The following is an 18707-nucleotide window of genomic DNA, read 5'->3' as shown; positions in this document are numbered from 1 at the left end:
GTCATAGGGTCGTTGAAAGATAAAGGGCAGGCAAAACCACACCCTGTTTTCCAGACCTCTGCTGAGCATCCGGGTTCTCTTCCAATATGGGGCGAGTCTGAGCGTTCTTCAAGCGGCTTCTAAAAGGAGACCCTTACCGGGTCGGGCTTTCTGCTCGCGCAGTTAAAAAACGGCTTTAGGGCAGGATTGTTACCCTCGCGCCGACAGGGACACGGGCATAGAGGTCCTCCATGTCCCTGTTCGAGACAGCAATGCACCCATCGGTCCAATTATGCGGCAGGGTCAGTCCAAAGGGGCGCAGGGCATTTGGCTGACCGTGAATGAAGATGTCTCCTCCCGGATTGCGTCCCGCAAGACGGGCTTTGGCGCGCTGGTCTGCTTTGGGATAGTCAAGTCCGAGCGAGAGATGAAACCGGGAGCGTGGGTTGCGGCGGTTGATGCGATAGACACCTTCCGGTGTGCGCCCATCTCCTTCTTGCATTTTGTCGCCTTTGGGAGAAAAGCCCAGCCGGATACTATATTGGGCAACTTGCTTGCCTGCGCGCATCAGTGTCATCGTGCGGTCACCCTTGCGCACGATCAGGGCATCGGCTCTTAGGCCAGTTGCCACAAGGGCAGGGGCCGCGACAGCGGAAGGTCCCGCGAGCCAGACGCCTGCCAGACTGGTGAGAGCGGCGCCGACCAGAAGGGCCAGGAAGAGGCCGGCGGCGGTGCGCCAGAGGGTGCGCTTTGAGTAACGGGAAGGCATGAACAGATCCGTTTGAACTGCGGTCGTCCGGAGCATACCGATAGAGTGTGGCCATTGATGGGAAGAATTGGGGGAAGGATCAACTCGCTCATTTGAAAAAGGCACAAAAAACCGCCCCGATGAAGGATCGGAGCGGTTTTCATGGTCTATATCGAGCAACGGTGAAGGAGATCAGCTGGCCTTTTTGGCGCGTCTCCGGTCAGCATTCGGCTGATAGGCAATTTCAGAATGATACTTGCAGTAGGGCGAGTCTTGTTCGGATTTGCATCCGCAGAAATGGAAGTCATTGTCGCCCGGATCGCCAATTGGCCATTTGCAGGTATTCTCGGTCAGGGTCAGGATCGTGGCGCGCTTGGAAATCGGCACGACCACAGCATCGACTGCTGGTTTCTGCTCGGCTTTTGGCTGCGGAGTTGCCTGCGGTTTCGCATCGGCCTTCAAGGCCGTTGCGCCAACCGTTGGCGCAGGTCCGCTTGACGGGCGGGCCGGACGAGACGATTGAGGTCGGCTCCGGCGCGCGCGAGGCGCAGTGGTGGTTGTTTTTGCCCGGCCGGACAGGCCAAGACGATGAACTTTACCAATCACGGCATTGCGCGTCACTCCGCCAAGTTCCGCTGCTACCTGACTGGCACTCAGGCCATCGGCCCAGAGCTTCTTCAATAGTTCTACACGTTCGTCAGTCCAAGACATAAATTTAGCCTCCGTCTAGACTGGTCAAAAGGCAAAAAGTACCGCCGCACCCCGGTTGCATGTTGCAACCAAAGGTTTTTGCCTTCTGATGAGATTTTTGGTTTTGCCGCACGATATATAGTCGTTAATAAATGGTAAACTACTATATGGTTACTCAGCGTTACAACAGGTGGCCGGTTTGAATTAATCCTTTTCCCCAGAATTTCGAATCAAACCGTGTCCAAAAATGGAGGAACAAATTAATTTTGCGTTTATTCCCCAATAACTGTTCATACCCTGTGGATAAGCTGTTTGTAAGGCTTGAAAAGGCATGTGATAACCAAAAGAGCAGCTCTCGCTTCCCTTTGAGTCACATAGGGTCAGACCCATTGTTTCACATCCTCATTGATCAGCAGGGAACAGATGCTCCTGGCTCTGTGCGCGCCGGAATAAATCACAACGCCCTGATCATGAAAACGTGTCCAAAAGGCCATGACGTGCATTTAGTGCATATTGAGCAGTCGAGTTCAATGGCATCCAATGCGCCCTGATTGGTGGCTCAGTGACGGGTTTTGAACTGATGGGCTAGTAATCTGGATTTTGGCGCAGATAATTTTGTGGATTACCTGATCAAAAGCAGAAAATATCGAAAATATCCTCAAAACGCGGAATTGACAAAGCATTAGCCATACTGCACAAGTGGTGCTTTCTTGGCTGCCGGTTGGGCAGCTTTTTTTGTTGAAAGCCTTCCGGCTGTGAGGATGTGGGGATATCGCATTTGCGTCATTGCCTTCATCCCCTGCAAGCGATGTGATGATCGGGCGCGCCTTTAAAGATAATGGGCCGATCATCCCGACAGGAAGCGCAATGGAGACCAAGGCCTTGGGACGAGGATAAAGACAATGACCCAATCTTCGCTGTTTGCCACTTATGCACGTGCGGATCTCAAATTCGTCAAGGGAGAGGGCGCCTGGCTGACAACGCAAGATAACCGACGATTCCTCGACTTTGCGGCCGGGATCGCCGTGAACAGTCTTGGTCATGCCCACCCGCATCTGGTTGCTGCCCTCAAGGATCAGGCAGAAAATCTGTGGCATGTCTCCAATCTCTATGACATTCCCGGTCAGCAGAAGCTGGGTGACCGGCTCTGCGCCGCAAGCTTTGCCGACAAGGTGTTTTTCACCAACTCTGGCACGGAGGCGCTGGAATGCGCGGTGAAAACCGCGCGCCGCTATTACTTTGCCAAGGGCCATCCGGAGAAAACCGCGATCCTGACCTTCGAGGGCGCGTTTCATGGTCGGACATTGGCCATGATCGCTGCTGGCGGGCAGGAGAAATATCTCGAAGGCTTTGGCCCGAAAGCGGCTGGCTTTGTCAGTCTTGCCGCCCCGGACATCGATCTGGTCAAGGCGGCGATTGATGACGAGACGGCTGCCGTGTTGATCGAACCCATTCAGGGCGAGGGTGGCATCCGTGAAATCGATCCGGGCTTCCTCAGAGCCCTGCGCAAATTGTGCGACGAAAATGGCATCCTGTTGATTTATGACGAGGTTCAAACCGGAGTCGGACGGACCGGCCATTTGTTTGCCTATGAAGAATCCGGTGCGGTGCCAGACCTGATGGCCATTGCCAAGGGCATCGGTGGCGGCTTTCCGCTTGGTGCCTGTCTGGCCACCGAGGCGGCGGCGGAAGCCATGATCCCGGGCACACATGGCTCAACCTATGGTGGCAATCCCCTCGCTATGGCCGTCGGCAACGCGGTGCTTGATGTGGTGCTTGAAGACGGCTTCCTTGATCATGTGCGTCAGGCTGGTTTGCTGCTCAAGCAAAAGCTTGCTGCGCTCAAAGACAGCTTTCCTGAGCAGGTTGTCGAAGTGCGTGGTCGCGGTCTGCATCTGGGGTTGAAACTCACCATGCCCCCCGTCGAGCTGCTTGCAGCCTGCCGGGCCGAAGGATTGCTGGCCGTCCCTGCCGGGGACAATGTCCTGCGTATCATGCCACCCCTGACGGTCAGTCAGGACGAAATCGAATTTGCAGTCAAAGCCCTTGAAAATGCGTTGCAGACCTGTGCCGCGCATGGGGCGCATAACGGTAAGTAAGGGAGGATTGCGATTATGTCGAACGATCCTATTCGCCACTTTGTTGATCTCGAATGCCAGAAGGCCGATGATCTGAAGACCATTCTGGCCACCGCACACAAAATCAAGGCCGACCGCAAAACCAAGCGCCGGACCGACATCCTCGATGAAAAGGTTATTGCGCTGGTGTTTGACAAGCCATCCACCCGGACGCGCGTTTCCTTTGATGTCGGTGTGCGCGAGCTGGGCGGCGACAGCCTGATGCTGACCGGTGCGGAAATGCAGCTCGGTCGTGGTGAGAGCATCCCTGACACCGCGCGCGTTCTGTCTCGCTTTGTCGATGGCATCATGATCCGTATGCTCGATCATCAGGCAGTGGAAGAGCTGGCCAAGAATGCCGATGTGCCGGTGATCAATGGTCTGACTTACTATTCCCATCCCTGCCAGATCATGGCCGACATCATGACCTATGAGGAGCATCGCGGCTCCATCGAGGGCAAGACGGTCACTTGGGTCGGTGACTATAACAATGTGCTGGTCTCCTGGATGCATGCTGCCGAGCATTTTGACTTCACCATTCGCGTGGCAATTCCCGATGAGCTGATGACCGAAACCACGGTCATCGACCGCTTGCGCGAGCGCGGCGTCCGGATTGAATTGTGCGATACCGCAGGGGACGCGGCAGACGGCTCCGACCTGATCATCACCGACACATGGCTGTCGATGGGCGATGAGGATGCCGAGCATCGGCACAATCTCTTGAAACCCTATCAGGTCAATACCACATTGATGGGCCTTGCCAAGGATGATGCGCTTTTCATGCATTGCCTGCCTGCCCATCGCGGCGAAGAGGTGACCGATGAGGTCATCGATGGTCCGCAGTCGGTGGTGTTTGACGAGGCGGAAAACCGCCTGCATGCGCAAAAAGGCATCATGGCTTGGTGTTTCAACAAGGCAATTGGTGACTGAGGCCGACAAAGTCGCGTGTAGCAAAGCCGTGACTTGACGCTGATGTGTTATTCTTGAAAAGGGTGGATGGAAACACATCCACCCTTTTGCCATTTGCCATTAGCGATGCATAAGGAGTGCGCATTGTCGGGGACAAACCCGCCTCTTCAATGCATCCAGCGGGCCGGAGTGCGGTTGATGGCAACAAGCCGTAGCCGAGATCTGGTGCCACAAGAGGGAAGCCAATGACCGAACAGACTGCCACGCAGATGGCCAAAACTGCTCAGCAAATGGACCGCGTTCTGCCCTTTCAGGTCGACGGACTGGATGTCCGTGGCCGGATGGTGCATTTGAACGACAGCGTCACCAACATCATCACCCGCCATCAATATCCCGATGCCGTCAACCGTCTGTTGGCGGAAGCCATTGCCCTGACGGCCCTGCTGGGATCGTCCCTCAAGTTTGAGGGCAAACTGATCCTGCAGGTCCAGACCAAGGGCGCGGTCAACATGCTGGTGGTCGATTTCGATGCCCCCGATGCTGTGCGGGCCTATGTCCGCTTTGACGAAGAAGCCGTGGCGCACCTGATCGAGCGGGGCGAAACACGCCCCGAACAGCTGCTTGGCGAAGGGCATCTGGTAATGACCATCGATCAGGGACAATATATGAACCGCTATCAGGGGGTCGTGGTGCTTGACGGCAAAAGCCTAGAGGAAGCCGCCCACAGCTACTTCATGCAGTCCGAGCAATTGCCGACGCGTGTGCGGCTGGCAGCGACCCAGATGATGACCCGGCAGGAAGGCGGCGAGCCGAAATCCGAATGGATTGCCGGCGGGCTGCTGGTGCAGTATCTGCCATCATCCAGTGGTGAGATCCCGCATCGTGATCTGCATCCCGGTGATCATCCCGATCCAGAGCAGCAAAAAACCCTGCATGTCGACGAAGTGGATGCATGGCGCGAATGCGAAGCGCTGGTCGCGACCATTGACGACCACGAACTGACCGATCCGGCGGTGTCCGCCGAGACCCTGCTCTATCGTCTGTTTCACGAAAATGGTCCACGGGTCTTTGATGCCATGCCAATCGAGGATCGTTGCAGCTGCAGCCATGAGCGGATCGAGACGATGCTCAACAATTTCACTGCCGAAGAGCTCGATGGCATGATCGAGAATGGTAAGATCGAGATCACCTGCGAATTCTGCTCGTCCAAATATGCCTTTGCGCGAGATCAGGTAACAGGGCGCGATCAGTAGAGGCCATCCAAGGCAGTTCAGACCATACCTGCTTGCTTTCGGCCGTCGGTGATCCCGGCGGCCTTTTTTGTTGCCAAACATTGCCCTTGAAGGTGATCTGCTTGCACTCCCGAATTGTATCAATTCCATAAGCTGAGAAAAAAGCTGTTACACTTTGATGCAAAGAAATGTTTGCCAGAGGGTGGGTTGCTTGAGATACCTTTGACAAGCAGCAAGGGAACAAGCCCGGTCTGCATTTGCGAAGCATATGTGTTAAGCGCCTTGAAATAGGCAGATTTCGGCGCTTTGTTGGAAGATTGATAGGATGTCTCGCAAGAGACGAGACGGAAAATTGGTTGGACGGATGCCCTTTTAGCCTCATTGGCCTGGAAAAGAAGGGGTTCATTCATAGCTATATGCAACAACCACAAAGTTCTTTTTGCCCATTGGGTATATCAAGACTGACCGGGTGCCCGGAGCAGTTCCAAGACGACCACGACGCCAACCTGAACAGGCCGAACCAAGCCTGATCTTTTGGCAAGAGCGATTGACCCGACATCATGAATTATCACACGGACGAAACCAACAAGACCGCACCCAGCCGAGGCAAAGCCGCTCTCGGTGCTGACGTGACCGACTTGCCTGATCAGAGCCAAACCGAGTCCTCTGCCTCCCGGACTGATCGGCAGAGCGGTGCAATGCGCGTTGTCAATGTCTTTTCCAAGCTCTTCTTGCCACTTCTCGTGATTGCCGGGGCTGGCTTCCTCTCCTGGCAATTGGTTGTCACCAAACCCGAGGTTCACAAACGGGCGCCGCGTGAAAAGGCCTATGCGGTTCAGGCAAGGCCTGCTTTGGTCCGCGATTACCGCCCCAAGATCCGGCTGTATGGCACTGTGTCTGCCAGCCGCAAGGTTGAACTGCGGACTTTGGTCAATGGCGAGGTCATTTGGGTTAATCCAGCGCTGGCCGAAGGGCAGCTGGTCAAGGAGGGCGACGCTTTGGTCCGCATCGATCCCTTCGATTATGAGGGCGGCGTTACCGAAGCCGAAGCCAATCTGATGGAGGCCAAGGCCAAGCTCGCCGAAACGAAGGCGACGCTTGCCAGTGATGAGGCCGCACTTGCCTTCCTGATTGAGCAGCGCGACTTTGCCGCCAATGATCTGCAGCGCGCCCAGACCCTGGTGGAAAGCGGTAGCCTGACCAAACAAGCCCTTGAAAACCGAAAACTGACCCTGTCTCAGCGGGAACAGTCGGTCAATGCACGGGTCAACAATCTGGCGGTCCTGCGGGCCCGGGTCGAACAGCAGAATGCCAATATCGAACGCCTTGACTGGCGGTTGAAGCAGGCGCGCCGCAATCTGGCCGACACCAGCCTGAAAGCCCCCTTCACTGGACTTGTTCAGAGCAAGAATGTCGATCTCGGTCGCTCCGTATCCGGCAACGATACCCTTGTTTCACTCTATGATCCTGACCAGATGGATGTGCGTTTCACTCTCTCGGACGCCCAATATGGTCGCTTGCTTTCGGACGGGATTGCGCTGAAAGGCCGCGACATCAAGGTACTCTGGAAGCTTGGCGATAGGGTGCAGAGCCACGACGCGGTGATCGAACGGATCACCCCGGAAGTCAACGCAGCCAATGGCGGGATCGAGGTCTATGCCCGCCTGACCAAAGGTTCGGCCTTGCGTTCGGGCACCTTTGTCGAGCTGCAGGTGCCTGACAAGCTTTATCAAAATGCCATCACCGTGCCGCAGGCTGCCATCTATCAGGGCAATCTGATCTATGTGGTGGAGGATGGCCGAATGCAGCCGCGTGAGGTCTCCATTCTTGCCTATCTCGGCGACGATGTGTTGATCGATGGTTCAGGTTTCACATCTGAAGATCAGATCGTCTCGACCCGTGTTGCAGAGGCAGGACCGGGCCTCAAAGTCTTGCTGCCCGGCAGCGAAGAGGTGCGCCCCGGATCCGCAACCAAAGCCGACAAGCGCGGCAGGCCCGCAGCTGAAGGCACAGACAAACAGACCAAGCAGGGAGCAAAGGAATGAGCCGATTTGACAAGGCTCGCCGGGGCGGGGCGGTTTCCTTCTTTGTCCATCATCCCAATGCCGCCAATCTGTTGATGGCTCTTTTGTTAATCGGGGGGCTATTTTCCCTTGCACGCATGAACAGCCAGTTCTTTCCCTCCATTGCGACAGACACCATCCGTGTGTCCGTGACATGGACAGGCGCCAGTGCCGAAGATGTCGAAGCCGGGATTTTGGAGGTTGTCGAACCGAAGATCCGCTTTGTCGATGGCGTCAAGAATGTCGACAGCTATGCGCGTGAAGGGTCTGGTTCGATTACGCTCGAATTCAAGCCAGGCACCAACATGCAAATGGCCTTGCGCGATATCGAGGCCAATCTCGACACGGTGACCACCTTGCCCGATCAGGCGGACGAGCCGGAGGTTTCCTTCCGACAGTTCCGCGATGATGTCGCACGCCTGATTATCACCGGCCCCTTTGCCGAAAGCGCCTTGCGAGAATTTGCCAAGTCCATCCGGGATGATCTGATTGACCGGGGCATCGATACGGTGCAGTTCACCGGGATGCGGGACGAGGAATTCTATGTCGGTCTGTCCGACTATGACCTGCGTCGACTGGGTCTGACGGTCAAGGATGTGGCCGATCAGGTTTCAAGGAACAGCCGCGACCAACCATCCGGCAAGGTGCAGGATGGCATCGAAAAGCAGGTCCGTACGTTGGCAGTGGAGGAAAATCCCGAAAGCCTGTCGCAGATCGAGATCAAGTCCGAAGCCGATGGTTCAACGGTGGCATTGGAGGACATCGCCCCGATCCAGCGTCGACTGGACCCGGACGCCGTCAAGGGGCGGATGAAGGAGCAGCCTGCCATTCAGGTGACCGTACGCAGGGCCGCCAGTTCGGATTCGCTCAAGGCCTCCGCCATCGTCAATGAGTATCTTTCTGAGGTCAGAGGCACCTTCCCGCCGACCTTGCAGGTCATCCAGTATGATTCCCGCTCCGAAGCCCTTGTCGATCGCATCCTTCTTCTGGTGAAAAATGCTGCTTCGGGCTTGGTGCTGGTGATGCTGATCCTTGCCCTGTTCCTTAATATCCGGACCGCTCTCTGGGTGGGGGCGGGCATCCCGATTGCCATGCTGGCAGCCTGTATCGTCATGCTGGCCTTGGGCCAAACCATCAACATGATGTCACTGTTTGCCTTCATCATGATGCTCGGCATCATTGTCGATGACGCAATTGTCGTTGGTGAAGAAGCCACCACCCGTTTCCAGTCCGGCATGCCCGGACCCGTGGCCGCCGAAGGGGCGGGCATTCGCATGCTGATGCCGGTCACCGCAGCATCGCTGACGACAGTGGCTGCCTTTTCACCCATTCTGCTGATTGGCGACACGATCGGTCAGATCATGGGTGTGCTGCCCATCGTGGTGATTTCAGTTCTGGTCGCCAGCCTGATTGAATGTTTCTTCATTTTGCCCGGTCACCTTGCCCATTCCATGACCCCAAGCCATCATCGCGGCTGGAACGTCCAGCGGGTGATCGTGATCGGCTTGGTCACCGTCTCCTTGCTGGTGCTGTTCTATGGCATGTCCGAAGAGCTGGTCGCCAAATTTGGTGGTGTCACCGAGTCCAGCTGGCACTGGGTTCATGCCAATCTGCCCGGAGCGGGATTGATGCCACTCCTCTCGCTGGTCGGGCTTGCTTTTGTCTTTGCCTGCCTGATCGAGTTTGTGCTGGTGAAAAGGGCACGCAAAGTCGACATCCGCACCAATGCCGGTCGCCCGAAGGACAGTGCCTTCCGCGCCGCGTTCGACAATGGGTTTGCTGCTTTTCGCGACGGTCCCTTCCGTAAGCTGGTGACCCTGTCCTACAATTGGCGTTACACCACGCTGGCCCTCTGTGTGGCGGCCATGATCGTTGTTGTCGGCGTGGTCAAGGGCGGACGTGTCGGCTTTGTCTTCTTCCCTTCGGCTGAAGCGGAAAGCATCACCATCTCGCTGGTCTACAATGTCGGTATTCTGGAAGAACGGGCGCGCGAAATCGCAGATGAAGTGGAGAAGATTGTCTATCAGACCGAAAAGCAGGTCGGTGGCGACGAGACGCTCGTCACGGGTACCTTCGTCACCCTTGGCAAGTCGGGATATGCGACCGCTGACAATGTGGCCTCTCTGCAGGTGCGCTTGACCAGTTCCGAGATACGCACCGTGCGTACACCTTTATTCCAGAATGCCTTGCGTCGCAACTTGCCCAACTTGTCGGGTCTCAAACGTGCATCCATCCGGGGCCGTCGCGGCGGGCCTCCGGGGGCTGACCTCGATATTCGCCTCACCGGAGCACGTCCAGAACAGCTCAAACTGGCGTCGCTGGAGCTGCAGGAGCGCCTGTCGAGCTATCCCGGTGTCAGTGAACTGGACGACAACATGCCCTACGGCAAGCCCGAGTTGGTGCTAGAGCTGACTGCGCGGGGGCGTTCCCTTGGCTTCACCCCCCAAACGGTCGGTGAACAGGTGCGCGATCTGGTTGATGGCCGTGTGGCCCGCAAACTCTCGATCATGGATGAAGAGGTTGATGTCCGTATCCAGCAGATAAAGCGCACGGACGAAGACAATCTGCGGTCCATCTGGCTGAAAAGTCCGGGTGGAAAGTTCGTGCCATTGACTGAAGTGGTCTCCTTGCGGGACCGTCAGGGCTTCTCCTCCATCCTGCGCGAGGATGGCAAAACGACGCTGGCTGTCACTGGTGATGTGGATTCCGCCGTGGTGACAGTCACCGAGCTGGTGGCCGATCTCGGTCAGAGTCTGGTTCCCGAAGTGGCAGCAAAATATGGGGTGGACTACCACTTTTCCGGACGCAACGAAGAGCGGATGAATGCCTTTGCTGACTTGAAACTCGGTGTGGTCATCGCGTTGATAACCATCTTTATCGTGCTCTCATGGGTTTTTGCCTCCTACACAAGGCCTTTCGCCATCATGATGATCATTCCATTTGGTGTGGTTGGTGCCGTGCTCGGCCATTACCTGCTGGGCTTCCAGTTGACCATCATGTCGCTGATTGGCCTGTTGGGTCTGGCGGGCATTCTGGTCAATGACTCGATCATTCTGGTCAGCCGGCTGGATGAGCGTCTTGCCCATGGGGAGTCCTTGCGCAAAGCCGCCATCGGGGCCAGCTGCGACCGTTTGCGCGCTGTGCTGTTGACCTCCCTGACCACAGTGTGTGGTCTGACACCGCTGTTGTTCGAGGCATCCCTTCAGGCGCAGTTCCTCAAACCAATGGCAATCACCATTGTCTTCGGTCTTGCGGTCGCAACCCTGTTTGTGCTGTTCCTCGTGCCCAGCCTGTTCGGCGTTGGCGGAGACATCCGCAGGTTTGTTTCCCTGCTGTTGCATGGATCGTCCAAACGGTCCTCCGGTGGCACACAGCCTGCGGAATAGACCTCAAACAAACCACAGCCCGCTCACGCAGGCGCATCACACAACAAACGGCCCTTCTCGTTGATACAGAAGGGCCGTTTTTGGTTGGGGTCAATTGGAAAATACAGGCAGGACTTGTCGCGCCAATCCGCTGTAACTGTCGGGCAGGCTGCCTGCAAATATCGCTCTGACATGCAAAAAGACCGGAGCAGGTAGGCTCCGGTCTTTCCTCGCAATATTCGCGATCGGTCATCTCGTCAGATGAACTCGGTCTCTTTGGCCAATTTTGGGGACGAGCCAAAGAAACTACCCCTCACTCTATCACTGTATATCATCGGTTGCATCAGAAAATGTTGCTTCTTCAAAGAGAATTGCACGTTTGTATAGGTGCCAGGTTGCATGACCGAGCAAAGGAAGCACGAAGATCAGTCCCAACAGGAAAGAGGCAAGGCTGATCATCAGCATGAAAGCGATGAATATGGCCCAACTCAGCATAGCCTTTTGATTCGTCAGGACACATTTGATCGACGTGATCATGCCTGTGATAAAGTCGACATCCTTGTCGAGCAGCAACGGGAAGGAAATGGCGGTGATGGAGAACACCGCCACGCCCAGCGCCGCCCCGACAAGATTGCCGACCAGCAGGAACAGCGCCCCTTCCGGTGTGGTGACAATGGTGGTGATCAGTTCGCTGACATTGATGCTTTGCAAGCCAAAGAAGATCACATAGAGGAAGATGGCAATATCGATCCAGATGATGAACGCAAAGCCGGTCACCAGCGCCATCCAGCGCAACTCCTTGCTCTGGGGGCTGAAGATCGCGCCCAGCACATGGGACCAGCCGAGCGGTAGTCCCAGTTCACGGCGGCGGCTGATTTCATACAGGCCAGCAGCAATGAAGGGTGCAATCAGTGCAAAGCCGGAAGCCAGTGGATAGGCCAGATAGGGCAGATTGTAGGAACTCATCAGCCACAGAAGCAACCAGCCGCCGATGGCATAGAAGGCGCCGAAGAACAGCCCATACATCGCGGTGGCCTGAAAGTCACGCAAGCCCGCACTGAGCGCTTCGGTCAGATCGTCGGTTGTCAGGGTCTGGATAATCGGCTTGGGCATCTTGCGTGCCGGTGCTGCATCCTTGTGTTTGCCCTCAAGAGTTACGGATCCGGCATCGATTGCGTCTGTCATTGGGTCCTCCCGCCAGCAGACAAAACCGCCCTCTTTGTATGATGTACTGAGAGGGGTTAGCTCTGCCTGTCGGTTCATTCGCGTTTCTGCGTATGAGACCATCCTAGCGGGAATTATGTGCGACACAATGTCACATTTGCAAGAAATGATAATGCGTCGCAGCATAACTTGACAGACTGTTGCGAAAAACTTCTGTAAAATACTGGAATCAATGCAAAAATTATAATGTGCATTGCAGTATTCATTTTTTCGCAATCAGGGGCCTTCTGCGAATAAGTGATTGAAATTGGGAGGAAATATCGCTGGAGGCCTAAACGTGCTGGCCGCCGTTGATGTGAATCTCGCTGCCCGTGACATAGCTGCTTTCCTCTGAGCAGAGATAGAAGATCGTGTCGGCTACCTCACCCGGGGCGCCCAGGCGACGCAACGGAATGGTCTCGACGATTTTCTCCGTCCCCGGTGACAGGATCGAGGTGTCAATCTCGCCCGGCGCGATGGCATTCACCCGGATATTGTGCGGTCCGAAATCGGCTGCCATTTCTCGGGTCAGTGACGCCAGGGCCGCCTTTGAGGTTGCGTAAGCCGTGCCGGCAAAAGGATGCACCCGCATACCGGCAATCGAGGTCACATTGACGATCGACCCTTCCGCTGCCTTGAGTTCCGAAAACAGGCCCCTGGCCAACATGATCGGCGCGAAGAAGTTCACCTGAAAGACCTGTCGCCACAAATGCATTGGTGTCTCGAGGCTGTCAAGTCGTTGTCCTTCTTCATTTTTCGGGCTGATGGCCGCATTGTTGACCAACGCATTCAGTTTGCCGCCCTCGGTCGCCAGTCGCTTGCGGATCTCACCGACCGCGACACCCAGATTGTCCGGGTCCGACAGGTCGATCTGGATATGATCTGCTTCCCCCATTGGCCACGGACATTTGTCGGAAAATGGCTGTCGGGAGCAACTGATCACCCGCCATCCCGCCTTGGAGAAGCGCTTCACAGTTGCATGTCCGATGCCGCGGCTCGCGCCGGTTAGCACCAGTGTCTTTTTGTCGCTATTGGTCATGCCAAATTCCTTTCCAACTCAAGATAAGGTGCGCAAGCGGATTTGCCAATCCTTTGGTGACCGCCTATATGTGAATTTCAGGCTCAAATTTTAAGCAGGCAAGAAACCGGGAATCGCCCTCCATGATCATATGTCATTGCAATCGCATCACCGATGGGCAAATCATTGAAGTTGCAGATCGTTTGCGGAACGAAAATCCCGATCGTCCGATCCGGTCCAATCTGATCTATCGTGGCTGTGGCTGTCGTCCCCAATGCGGCTGTTGCCGACCCTCGATCGATGCCCTGTTGCTTTCCAAGGGCTATGATGTGACCATTGCCCAAAGAGATGAAATCGCCCGAATCCGCGTACCGCACTATCTTGATCGCGAAAAAGTGGAAGCCGGAGAATAAGCGCTGATTGCGTCAATCCTGCGCATTTTACCTTGACGAGACCCCTTTGTGTCTCTAAATTAGAATCATTCTAAGATAGTGGACTTTGCCCGCCAGCACTTTGGTAGTTTGCCGCATATCCGCAGTCTCATACCGGCGGTATACTTTCCGCCAAAGACGACTCGATGCGACATCAAGCACCGCCGCTCCATGGCCTGTGGACGGCTGCCGGACATATTGAAGATTGACCACACACCATCGTGGAGAGGACCATCATGAAGGGTAACGAAAAAGTCATTGAGTATTTGAACAAGGGTTTGCGCAGTGAACTGACGGCGGTCAGCCAATATTGGCTGCATTATCGTCTCCTCGACGATTGGGGTTACACCAAAATGGCGGCCAAATGGCGCGCGGAATCGATCGAGGAAATGGAACATGCCGATAAATTCATCGAGCGCATCCTGTTCCTCGAAGGCCATCCAAACCTGCAGCAGCTCGATCCACTGATGATTGGTCAGACCATCAAGGAAATTCTGGAAAGCGACCTGAAAGGTGAGATTTCTGCGCGCGCGCTCTATAAAGAAGGCCGCGAATGCTGCAACGAAGCCGGCGACTATATCACCATGAAGCTGTTCGAAGAGCTGATGGCCGACGAAGAAGGCCATATCGATTATCTCGAAACCCAGCTCAATCTGCTCGACCAGCTTGGCGATCAGAAATATGCCCAGCTGCAGGCTGAAGATGCTGGCGCTGGCGACTGATCGCGCCCGGCATCATTGCTGACACCAAGGCTCGCATCCAGCCGGATGCGGGCCTTTTTGCTGTGTGAAGCGTCGTGATTGTTATGGATTTCAAGTAGTTGTGAATTGACCGTGTGCTTGCCCGACTGAAACAACAAGCACAGGCACTCATCCCCTATAGCGCTATTTTTATGGTGCTGCGGTCCGGTTTGTTGTTTGATGCCAACATTGGCCGGACAGGCGCAAAGGAGGAAGTGTGCAAGTCCCGTTGCTCTAAGAGGGGTCTGATCTCTTGGATTGCCGCGAAGTCGAGAAACACAGAGAATTTGATGTCCACATCGTCGCACAAGTCTGGCGATTGGGACGCAAAGGAGAGAGAAACCGGAATGTCTGCCCTTCACAACCTGTTTTCGCCCCAAACTTTCACACGTCGAACCCTGCTGCTTGGCTCGGCTCTGATGGCTGGCAGCTTTGCTCTTTCGTCCGGTGCATCCTTTGCCGCCGACCTTGATGTCAAGGACTGGCAGGCAGTTCTTGCCAAGGCCAAAGGCCAGACCGTCTATTTCCACGCCTGGGGCGGCGGTGACCGGATCAATGCTTATATCGACTGGGCAGGCCAACAGCTCAAGGCGCGGTATGATGTGACCGTCAAGCATGTGAAGGTGAGCGACACCGCCAATGTGGTCTCCCAGATCATCGCGGAAAAAGCAGCAGGCAAGGAAGAAGGTGGCTCGGTTGATCTGGTCTGGATCAACGGCGAAAACTTCGCCTCCCTGAAGGAAAAAGGCTTGCTGCTGCCCATGAGCTGGGCTCCGGATCTGCCCAACTACCAATATGCCGATATCGATGGCAAGCCGACCCTCACCACCGATTTCACCATTCCCACCGATGGACTGGAAAGCCCGTGGGGCATGGCGCAGCTGTCCTTCTTTTATGATAGTGCGATCACCACAGACCTGCCAAAATCCGCCGCCGAATTGCTCGATTGGGCCAAGAAAAATCCCGGCCGCTTTGCCTATCCAAAGCCACCGGATTTCATCGGCTCCACCTTCTTGAAGCAACTGGCGCTGGAACTGGCTGAGGATCCCGCCGTCCTGTCAAGCGAGGCAACAGATGCCACCTATCAGCCGGTCGCCGACAAACTGTTTGCCTATCTGGACGAATTACACCCCCATCTGTGGCGGCAGGCCAAGGCCTTCCCGGACAATGTCTCGAGCCTGAAAAACTTGCTGGCCGACGGCGAAACAGAAATCGCCTTCACCTTCAATCCAAGCGATGCATCCGCGTCGATTGCCAATCAGGAACTGCCAGACACCGTCCGCTCTTTCACCTTCGAGGGCGGCACCATCGGCAACAGCCATTTTGTCGCGATCCCCTTCAATGCCAACGCCAAGGCTGGTGCTTTGGTCTTGGCCGATTTCCTGCTGTCGCCCGAAGCCCAGGCGGTGAAGCAGGACCCGCAGGTCTGGGGTGATCCGACGGTTCTGAATATCGCCAGCCTCAGTGCCAAGGACAAGGCCCGCTTTGAGGCGCTTGATCTTGGTATCGCCACCCTGAAGCCAGAAGAATTCGGCCCGGCCCTGTCGGAACCGCACGCCTCCTGGTTGACCCGCTTCGAGGCCGACTGGACCAAACGCTACGCCGTGCAATAGGCACCGAGCCGAGCAATCGGGCGGGGTGTTTACAATGCCCCGCCCAGTGTCTTAGGCAACAAGACGTGCCCTTCGCTGACAGCCTTAACGTCGACAGGAACCCTTCGCTCTGACAGGAAGCAGGCATAAGCCCCATGTCCTCACGCACCACCCTCATAGCGCCCGCTGTGGCTTTGATCCTGATGCTGGGACCGATTCTTGCGGGCCTTGCAGGATCGCTGGCGCCTGCCTTTGGTTGGCTGCCGGTGCTGGGAGCCGATGCTGTGACGCTCGACCCATTTCGCGCCCTGTTTGCCACAGCAGGACTTGGCAAGTCCATTATGCTCAGTTTGGCAGCGGGTCTGGTGACAACGCTGATTGCGCTGTTGATCACCATCGGTTTGCTCGGTGCATGGTCGGGGACAGCCTTCTTTCGCTGGATCGAGCGGTTGGTCAGCCCGTTGCTCTCCATTCCGCATGCGGCTACCGCGTTGGGCTTCGCCTTCCTGCTCGCTCCATCGGGCTGGCTGACAAGGATGATTTCCCCTGACCTGTCTGGCTGGAGCCGACCGCCGGACTGGATCTTCCCCCATGACGGTCTGGGGCTGGCAATGATTGCCGGCCTTGCGACCAAGGAGCTGCCCTTCTTGCTGTTGGTCAGCCTTGCGGCCTTGCCTCAAGTCAATCCACGCCGCCATGCAAATGTCGCACGGACATTGGGATACGGTCCGATGTCTGCCTGGATTTATGCGGTCTGGCCGCGCCTTTATGCCCAGATCCGCTTGCCGGTCTTTGCCGTCATCGCCTATGCCACCTCGGTGGTCGATGTGGCGCTGATCCTTGGCCCCACAAACCCACCAACACTGGCCGTGCAGCTGACCCGCTGGATGAGTGACCCGGATCTTGAATACCGCTTTCTCGCCTCGGCCGGTGCAATTCTGCAATTGGCTGTCACTTTGTTCGCTCTTCTGCTCTGGTGGGTCGGTGAAAAATTGACCGGTCGACTCTTTCGGCATCTGGCGGTTTCAGGTGCGCGCTTTCAACAGGATCTGCTTTTGCGAGGGGCTGCCGCGATGGCAACCATTGCCGCTGTTCTGGTGATGGTGCTCGGCTTGGCAGGCATGGGGTTGTGGTCGGTTGCCGGTTTGTGGCGCTTCCCCGATGCTTTTCCCGCGACCCTGTCCATGCGCAGTTGGGAGCGGCAAGCCACGATGATGGGGGACCCGTTGATCAACTCCGTCCTGATCGGCTCTCTGGCCACGTTGATTGCGCTGGTCGTAACCATCGCCTGTCTGGAATCGGAGAACCGATCCCGCCGCAAGACATCCCGCCGCAGCCTGATGCTGCTTTATGTGCCGCTCATCGTGCCGCAAGTCGCCTTTCTGTTCGGCTTGCAACTGCTGTTTCTGCTTGGCGGCAGCGCCCACAGTTTGCCGACTTTGGTTCTGAGCCATTTGATTTTCGTATTGCCCTATATTTTTCTGTCACTGGCCGACCCATGGCGCAGTCTTGACCCACGCTACGCCCAGCTCGCAGCGTCTTTGGGCTGTGGACCGTGGGTGGCCTTCCTGCGCCTGCGCCTGCCGATGCTACTGCGCCCGATCCTCACCGCCGCCGCCGTCGGTTTTGCGGTTTCCATCGGGCAATATTTGCCAACCCTGTTAATCGGCGGCGGCCGCTGGGACACGATCACCACCGAAGCCGTAGCCCTGAGTGCTGGCGGCAACCGTCGCCTCATCGGTGTCTATGCTCTGGTGCAAATGGCTTTGCCATTCGCTGGCTTTCTGCTGGCAACGGCTCTGCCTGCGCTGGTATTCCGCAATCGCGGCGATATGAAGCCGGTACACGGCTAGGAGAGACCAACGATGCTTGATACTGTGCTCCAAAAGCCCGCACAAAAATCCAACCTTGAAACAATGCCCGACATGATGGCAAAGCAATCTGGCAATGAGAGGGACCTGACACTGGACAAGGTCCGCATCCGCCTCAGGGGAGACCTGCTGATCGATCTGTCCGTGTCGGTCGCAGCTGGCGAAATCCTCACCATCATGGGGCCATCAGGGTCTGGAAAGTCAACATTGTTGTCCTTTCTCGGTGGCTTTCTGTCATCCGAATTCGAGGCGGAAGGGCGGATCCTGCTTCAGGGTCGGGACGTCACAAAGCTGCCTGCGGAAAAACGCCATATTGGTATTCTGTTTCAGGATCCCTTGCTTTTCCCGCACATGTCGGTGGGAGACAATCTCTCCTTCGGTCTGGCATCCTCCTTGCGTGGGGCCAAGAGACGGGGGCATATTGAAGCGGCGCTTGATCATATCGAGATGACCGGCTTTGCCGACCGCGATCCAGCCACCCTGTCCGGAGGGCAGAAAGCCCGCGTGGCGCTTGCCCGGATCCTGTTGTCGAATCCTTGCGCCCTGTTGCTGGATGAGCCTTTCTCCAAGCTCGATGCCAATCTCAGGCAGCAGATGCGCCACTGGGTGTTTGAGGAAGCGCGGCAGCGTGCCCTTCCGATCCTGCTTGTTACCCATGATGAAGCCGATGCCGACGCGGCTGGTGGTCGGGTCATTCGGCTTGATGTTCCCAAACTGGTCACCGGCTGAACCAGCGGCTGCGCCAGCAA

14 protein-coding genes are annotated in these 18707 nt (G+C 56.3%); 10 read left to right on the top strand and 4 right to left on the bottom strand.

What is annotated here, in order from left to right; all coding sequences use genetic code 11:
* Positions 1-175: 175 nt before the first annotated feature.
* Together FDK21_RS10430 and FDK21_RS10425 are read right to left on the bottom strand one after the other, a co-directional pair.
* The gene (locus FDK21_RS10430) at positions 176-748 is read right to left on the bottom strand and encodes a L,D-transpeptidase family protein (RefSeq protein WP_171022027.1); all 573 of its coding nucleotides are present in this window, start codon (positions 746-748) and stop codon (positions 176-178) included.
* Between the two features lie 171 nt (positions 749-919).
* Complete coding sequence (locus tag FDK21_RS10425; protein WP_114007662.1) at positions 920-1438, bottom strand: GcrA family cell cycle regulator; 519 nt, start codon at positions 1436-1438, stop codon at positions 920-922.
* An 881-nt stretch (positions 1439-2319) separates the two neighbouring features.
* On the opposite strand from FDK21_RS10425, the gene FDK21_RS10420 reads away from it, so the two are divergent.
* The 5 genes from FDK21_RS10420 (at position 2320) to FDK21_RS10400 (ending at position 11124) form a co-directional block, all read left to right on the top strand.
* Complete coding sequence (locus FDK21_RS10420) at positions 2320-3516, top strand: aspartate aminotransferase family protein (protein ID WP_138148458.1); 1197 nt, start codon at positions 2320-2322, stop codon at positions 3514-3516.
* 15 nt (positions 3517-3531) lie between these two features.
* Entirely contained in the window at positions 3532-4464 is a 933-nt protein-coding gene (gene argF, locus FDK21_RS10415; protein WP_138148457.1) for an ornithine carbamoyltransferase, read from the top strand.
* A gap of 224 nt (positions 4465-4688) precedes the next feature.
* On the top strand, positions 4689-5696 hold the full coding sequence (locus FDK21_RS10410) for an Hsp33 family molecular chaperone (RefSeq protein WP_138148456.1): 1008 nt from the start codon (positions 4689-4691) through the stop codon (positions 5694-5696).
* A 539-nt stretch (positions 5697-6235) separates the two neighbouring features.
* Positions 6236-7720, top strand: a complete 1485-nt coding sequence (locus FDK21_RS10405) for an efflux RND transporter periplasmic adaptor subunit (RefSeq protein WP_138148455.1) — start codon at positions 6236-6238, stop codon at positions 7718-7720.
* Positions 7717-11124: an efflux RND transporter permease subunit gene (locus tag FDK21_RS10400; protein ID WP_138148454.1), complete on the top strand. Its 3408-nt coding sequence runs from the start codon at positions 7717-7719 to the stop codon at positions 11122-11124. The genes FDK21_RS10405 and FDK21_RS10400 overlap by 4 nt, the downstream gene beginning before the upstream one ends.
* A gap of 300 nt (positions 11125-11424) precedes the next feature.
* Here FDK21_RS10400 and FDK21_RS10395 read toward each other — a convergent pair whose 3' ends face one another.
* Together FDK21_RS10395 and FDK21_RS10390 are read right to left on the bottom strand one after the other, a co-directional pair.
* Positions 11425-12288: a DUF2189 domain-containing protein gene (locus tag FDK21_RS10395; protein ID WP_171022026.1), complete on the bottom strand. Its 864-nt coding sequence runs from the start codon at positions 12286-12288 to the stop codon at positions 11425-11427.
* Positions 12289-12598: 310 nt separating this feature from the next.
* On the bottom strand, positions 12599-13345 hold the full coding sequence (locus tag FDK21_RS10390) for an SDR family oxidoreductase (protein WP_114007654.1): 747 nt from the start codon (positions 13343-13345) through the stop codon (positions 12599-12601).
* Between the two features lie 122 nt (positions 13346-13467).
* Here FDK21_RS10390 and FDK21_RS10385 point away from each other — a divergent pair, with 122 nt between their 5' ends.
* The 5 genes from FDK21_RS10385 (at position 13468) to FDK21_RS10365 (ending at position 18687) form a co-directional block, all read left to right on the top strand.
* Positions 13468-13737, top strand: a complete 270-nt coding sequence (locus FDK21_RS10385; RefSeq protein WP_138148452.1) for a (2Fe-2S)-binding protein — start codon at positions 13468-13470, stop codon at positions 13735-13737.
* Positions 13738-13991: 254 nt separating this feature from the next.
* Positions 13992-14477, top strand: coding sequence for a bacterioferritin (bfr, locus tag FDK21_RS10380; protein WP_114007652.1), 486 nt, complete (start codon positions 13992-13994; stop codon positions 14475-14477).
* A gap of 437 nt (positions 14478-14914) precedes the next feature.
* On the top strand, positions 14915-16108 hold the full coding sequence (locus FDK21_RS10375) for an ABC transporter substrate-binding protein (RefSeq protein WP_138148624.1): 1194 nt from the start codon (positions 14915-14917) through the stop codon (positions 16106-16108).
* Between the two features lie 134 nt (positions 16109-16242).
* Positions 16243-17940 (top strand): ABC transporter permease subunit, encoded by a 1698-nt coding sequence (locus FDK21_RS10370; RefSeq protein ID WP_138148451.1) that lies wholly within the window; start codon positions 16243-16245, stop codon positions 17938-17940.
* 75 nt (positions 17941-18015) lie between these two features.
* Positions 18016-18687: an ATP-binding cassette domain-containing protein gene (locus FDK21_RS10365; protein WP_138148623.1), complete on the top strand. Its 672-nt coding sequence runs from the start codon at positions 18016-18018 to the stop codon at positions 18685-18687.
* Positions 18688-18707: the final 20 nt, after the last annotated feature.

It is taken from the genome of Cohaesibacter sp. CAU 1516 (genome assembly GCF_005771485.1).
In the GTDB taxonomy this organism is placed as follows: Bacteria; Pseudomonadota; Alphaproteobacteria; order Rhizobiales; family Cohaesibacteraceae; genus Cohaesibacter; species Cohaesibacter intestini.
Note: the sequence above shows the minus strand (reverse complement) of the source record. Positions and strands in the feature narration are given on the sequence as shown.

Coding starts and splice junctions, on each gene's coding strand:
- FDK21_RS10430 (WP_171022027.1), bottom strand. CDS start 748: ATGCCTTCCCGTTACTCAAAGCGCACCCTCTGGCGCACCGCCGCCGGC.
- FDK21_RS10425 (WP_114007662.1), bottom strand. CDS start 1,438: ATGTCTTGGACTGACGAACGTGTAGAACTATTGAAGAAGCTCTGGGCC.
- FDK21_RS10420 (WP_138148458.1), top strand. CDS start 2,320: ATGACCCAATCTTCGCTGTTTGCCACTTATGCACGTGCGGATCTCAAA.
- argF (WP_138148457.1), top strand. CDS start 3,532: ATGTCGAACGATCCTATTCGCCACTTTGTTGATCTCGAATGCCAGAAG.
- FDK21_RS10410 (WP_138148456.1), top strand. CDS start 4,689: ATGACCGAACAGACTGCCACGCAGATGGCCAAAACTGCTCAGCAAATG.
- FDK21_RS10405 (WP_138148455.1), top strand. CDS start 6,236: ATGAATTATCACACGGACGAAACCAACAAGACCGCACCCAGCCGAGGC.
- FDK21_RS10400 (WP_138148454.1), top strand. CDS start 7,717: ATGAGCCGATTTGACAAGGCTCGCCGGGGCGGGGCGGTTTCCTTCTTT.
- FDK21_RS10395 (WP_171022026.1), bottom strand. CDS start 12,288: ATGACAGACGCAATCGATGCCGGATCCGTAACTCTTGAGGGCAAACAC.
- FDK21_RS10390 (WP_114007654.1), bottom strand. CDS start 13,345: ATGACCAATAGCGACAAAAAGACACTGGTGCTAACCGGCGCGAGCCGC.
- FDK21_RS10385 (WP_138148452.1), top strand. CDS start 13,468: ATGATCATATGTCATTGCAATCGCATCACCGATGGGCAAATCATTGAA.
- bfr (WP_114007652.1), top strand. CDS start 13,992: ATGAAGGGTAACGAAAAAGTCATTGAGTATTTGAACAAGGGTTTGCGC.
- FDK21_RS10375 (WP_138148624.1), top strand. CDS start 14,915: ATGGCTGGCAGCTTTGCTCTTTCGTCCGGTGCATCCTTTGCCGCCGAC.
- FDK21_RS10370 (WP_138148451.1), top strand. CDS start 16,243: ATGTCCTCACGCACCACCCTCATAGCGCCCGCTGTGGCTTTGATCCTG.
- FDK21_RS10365 (WP_138148623.1), top strand. CDS start 18,016: ATGGCAAAGCAATCTGGCAATGAGAGGGACCTGACACTGGACAAGGTC.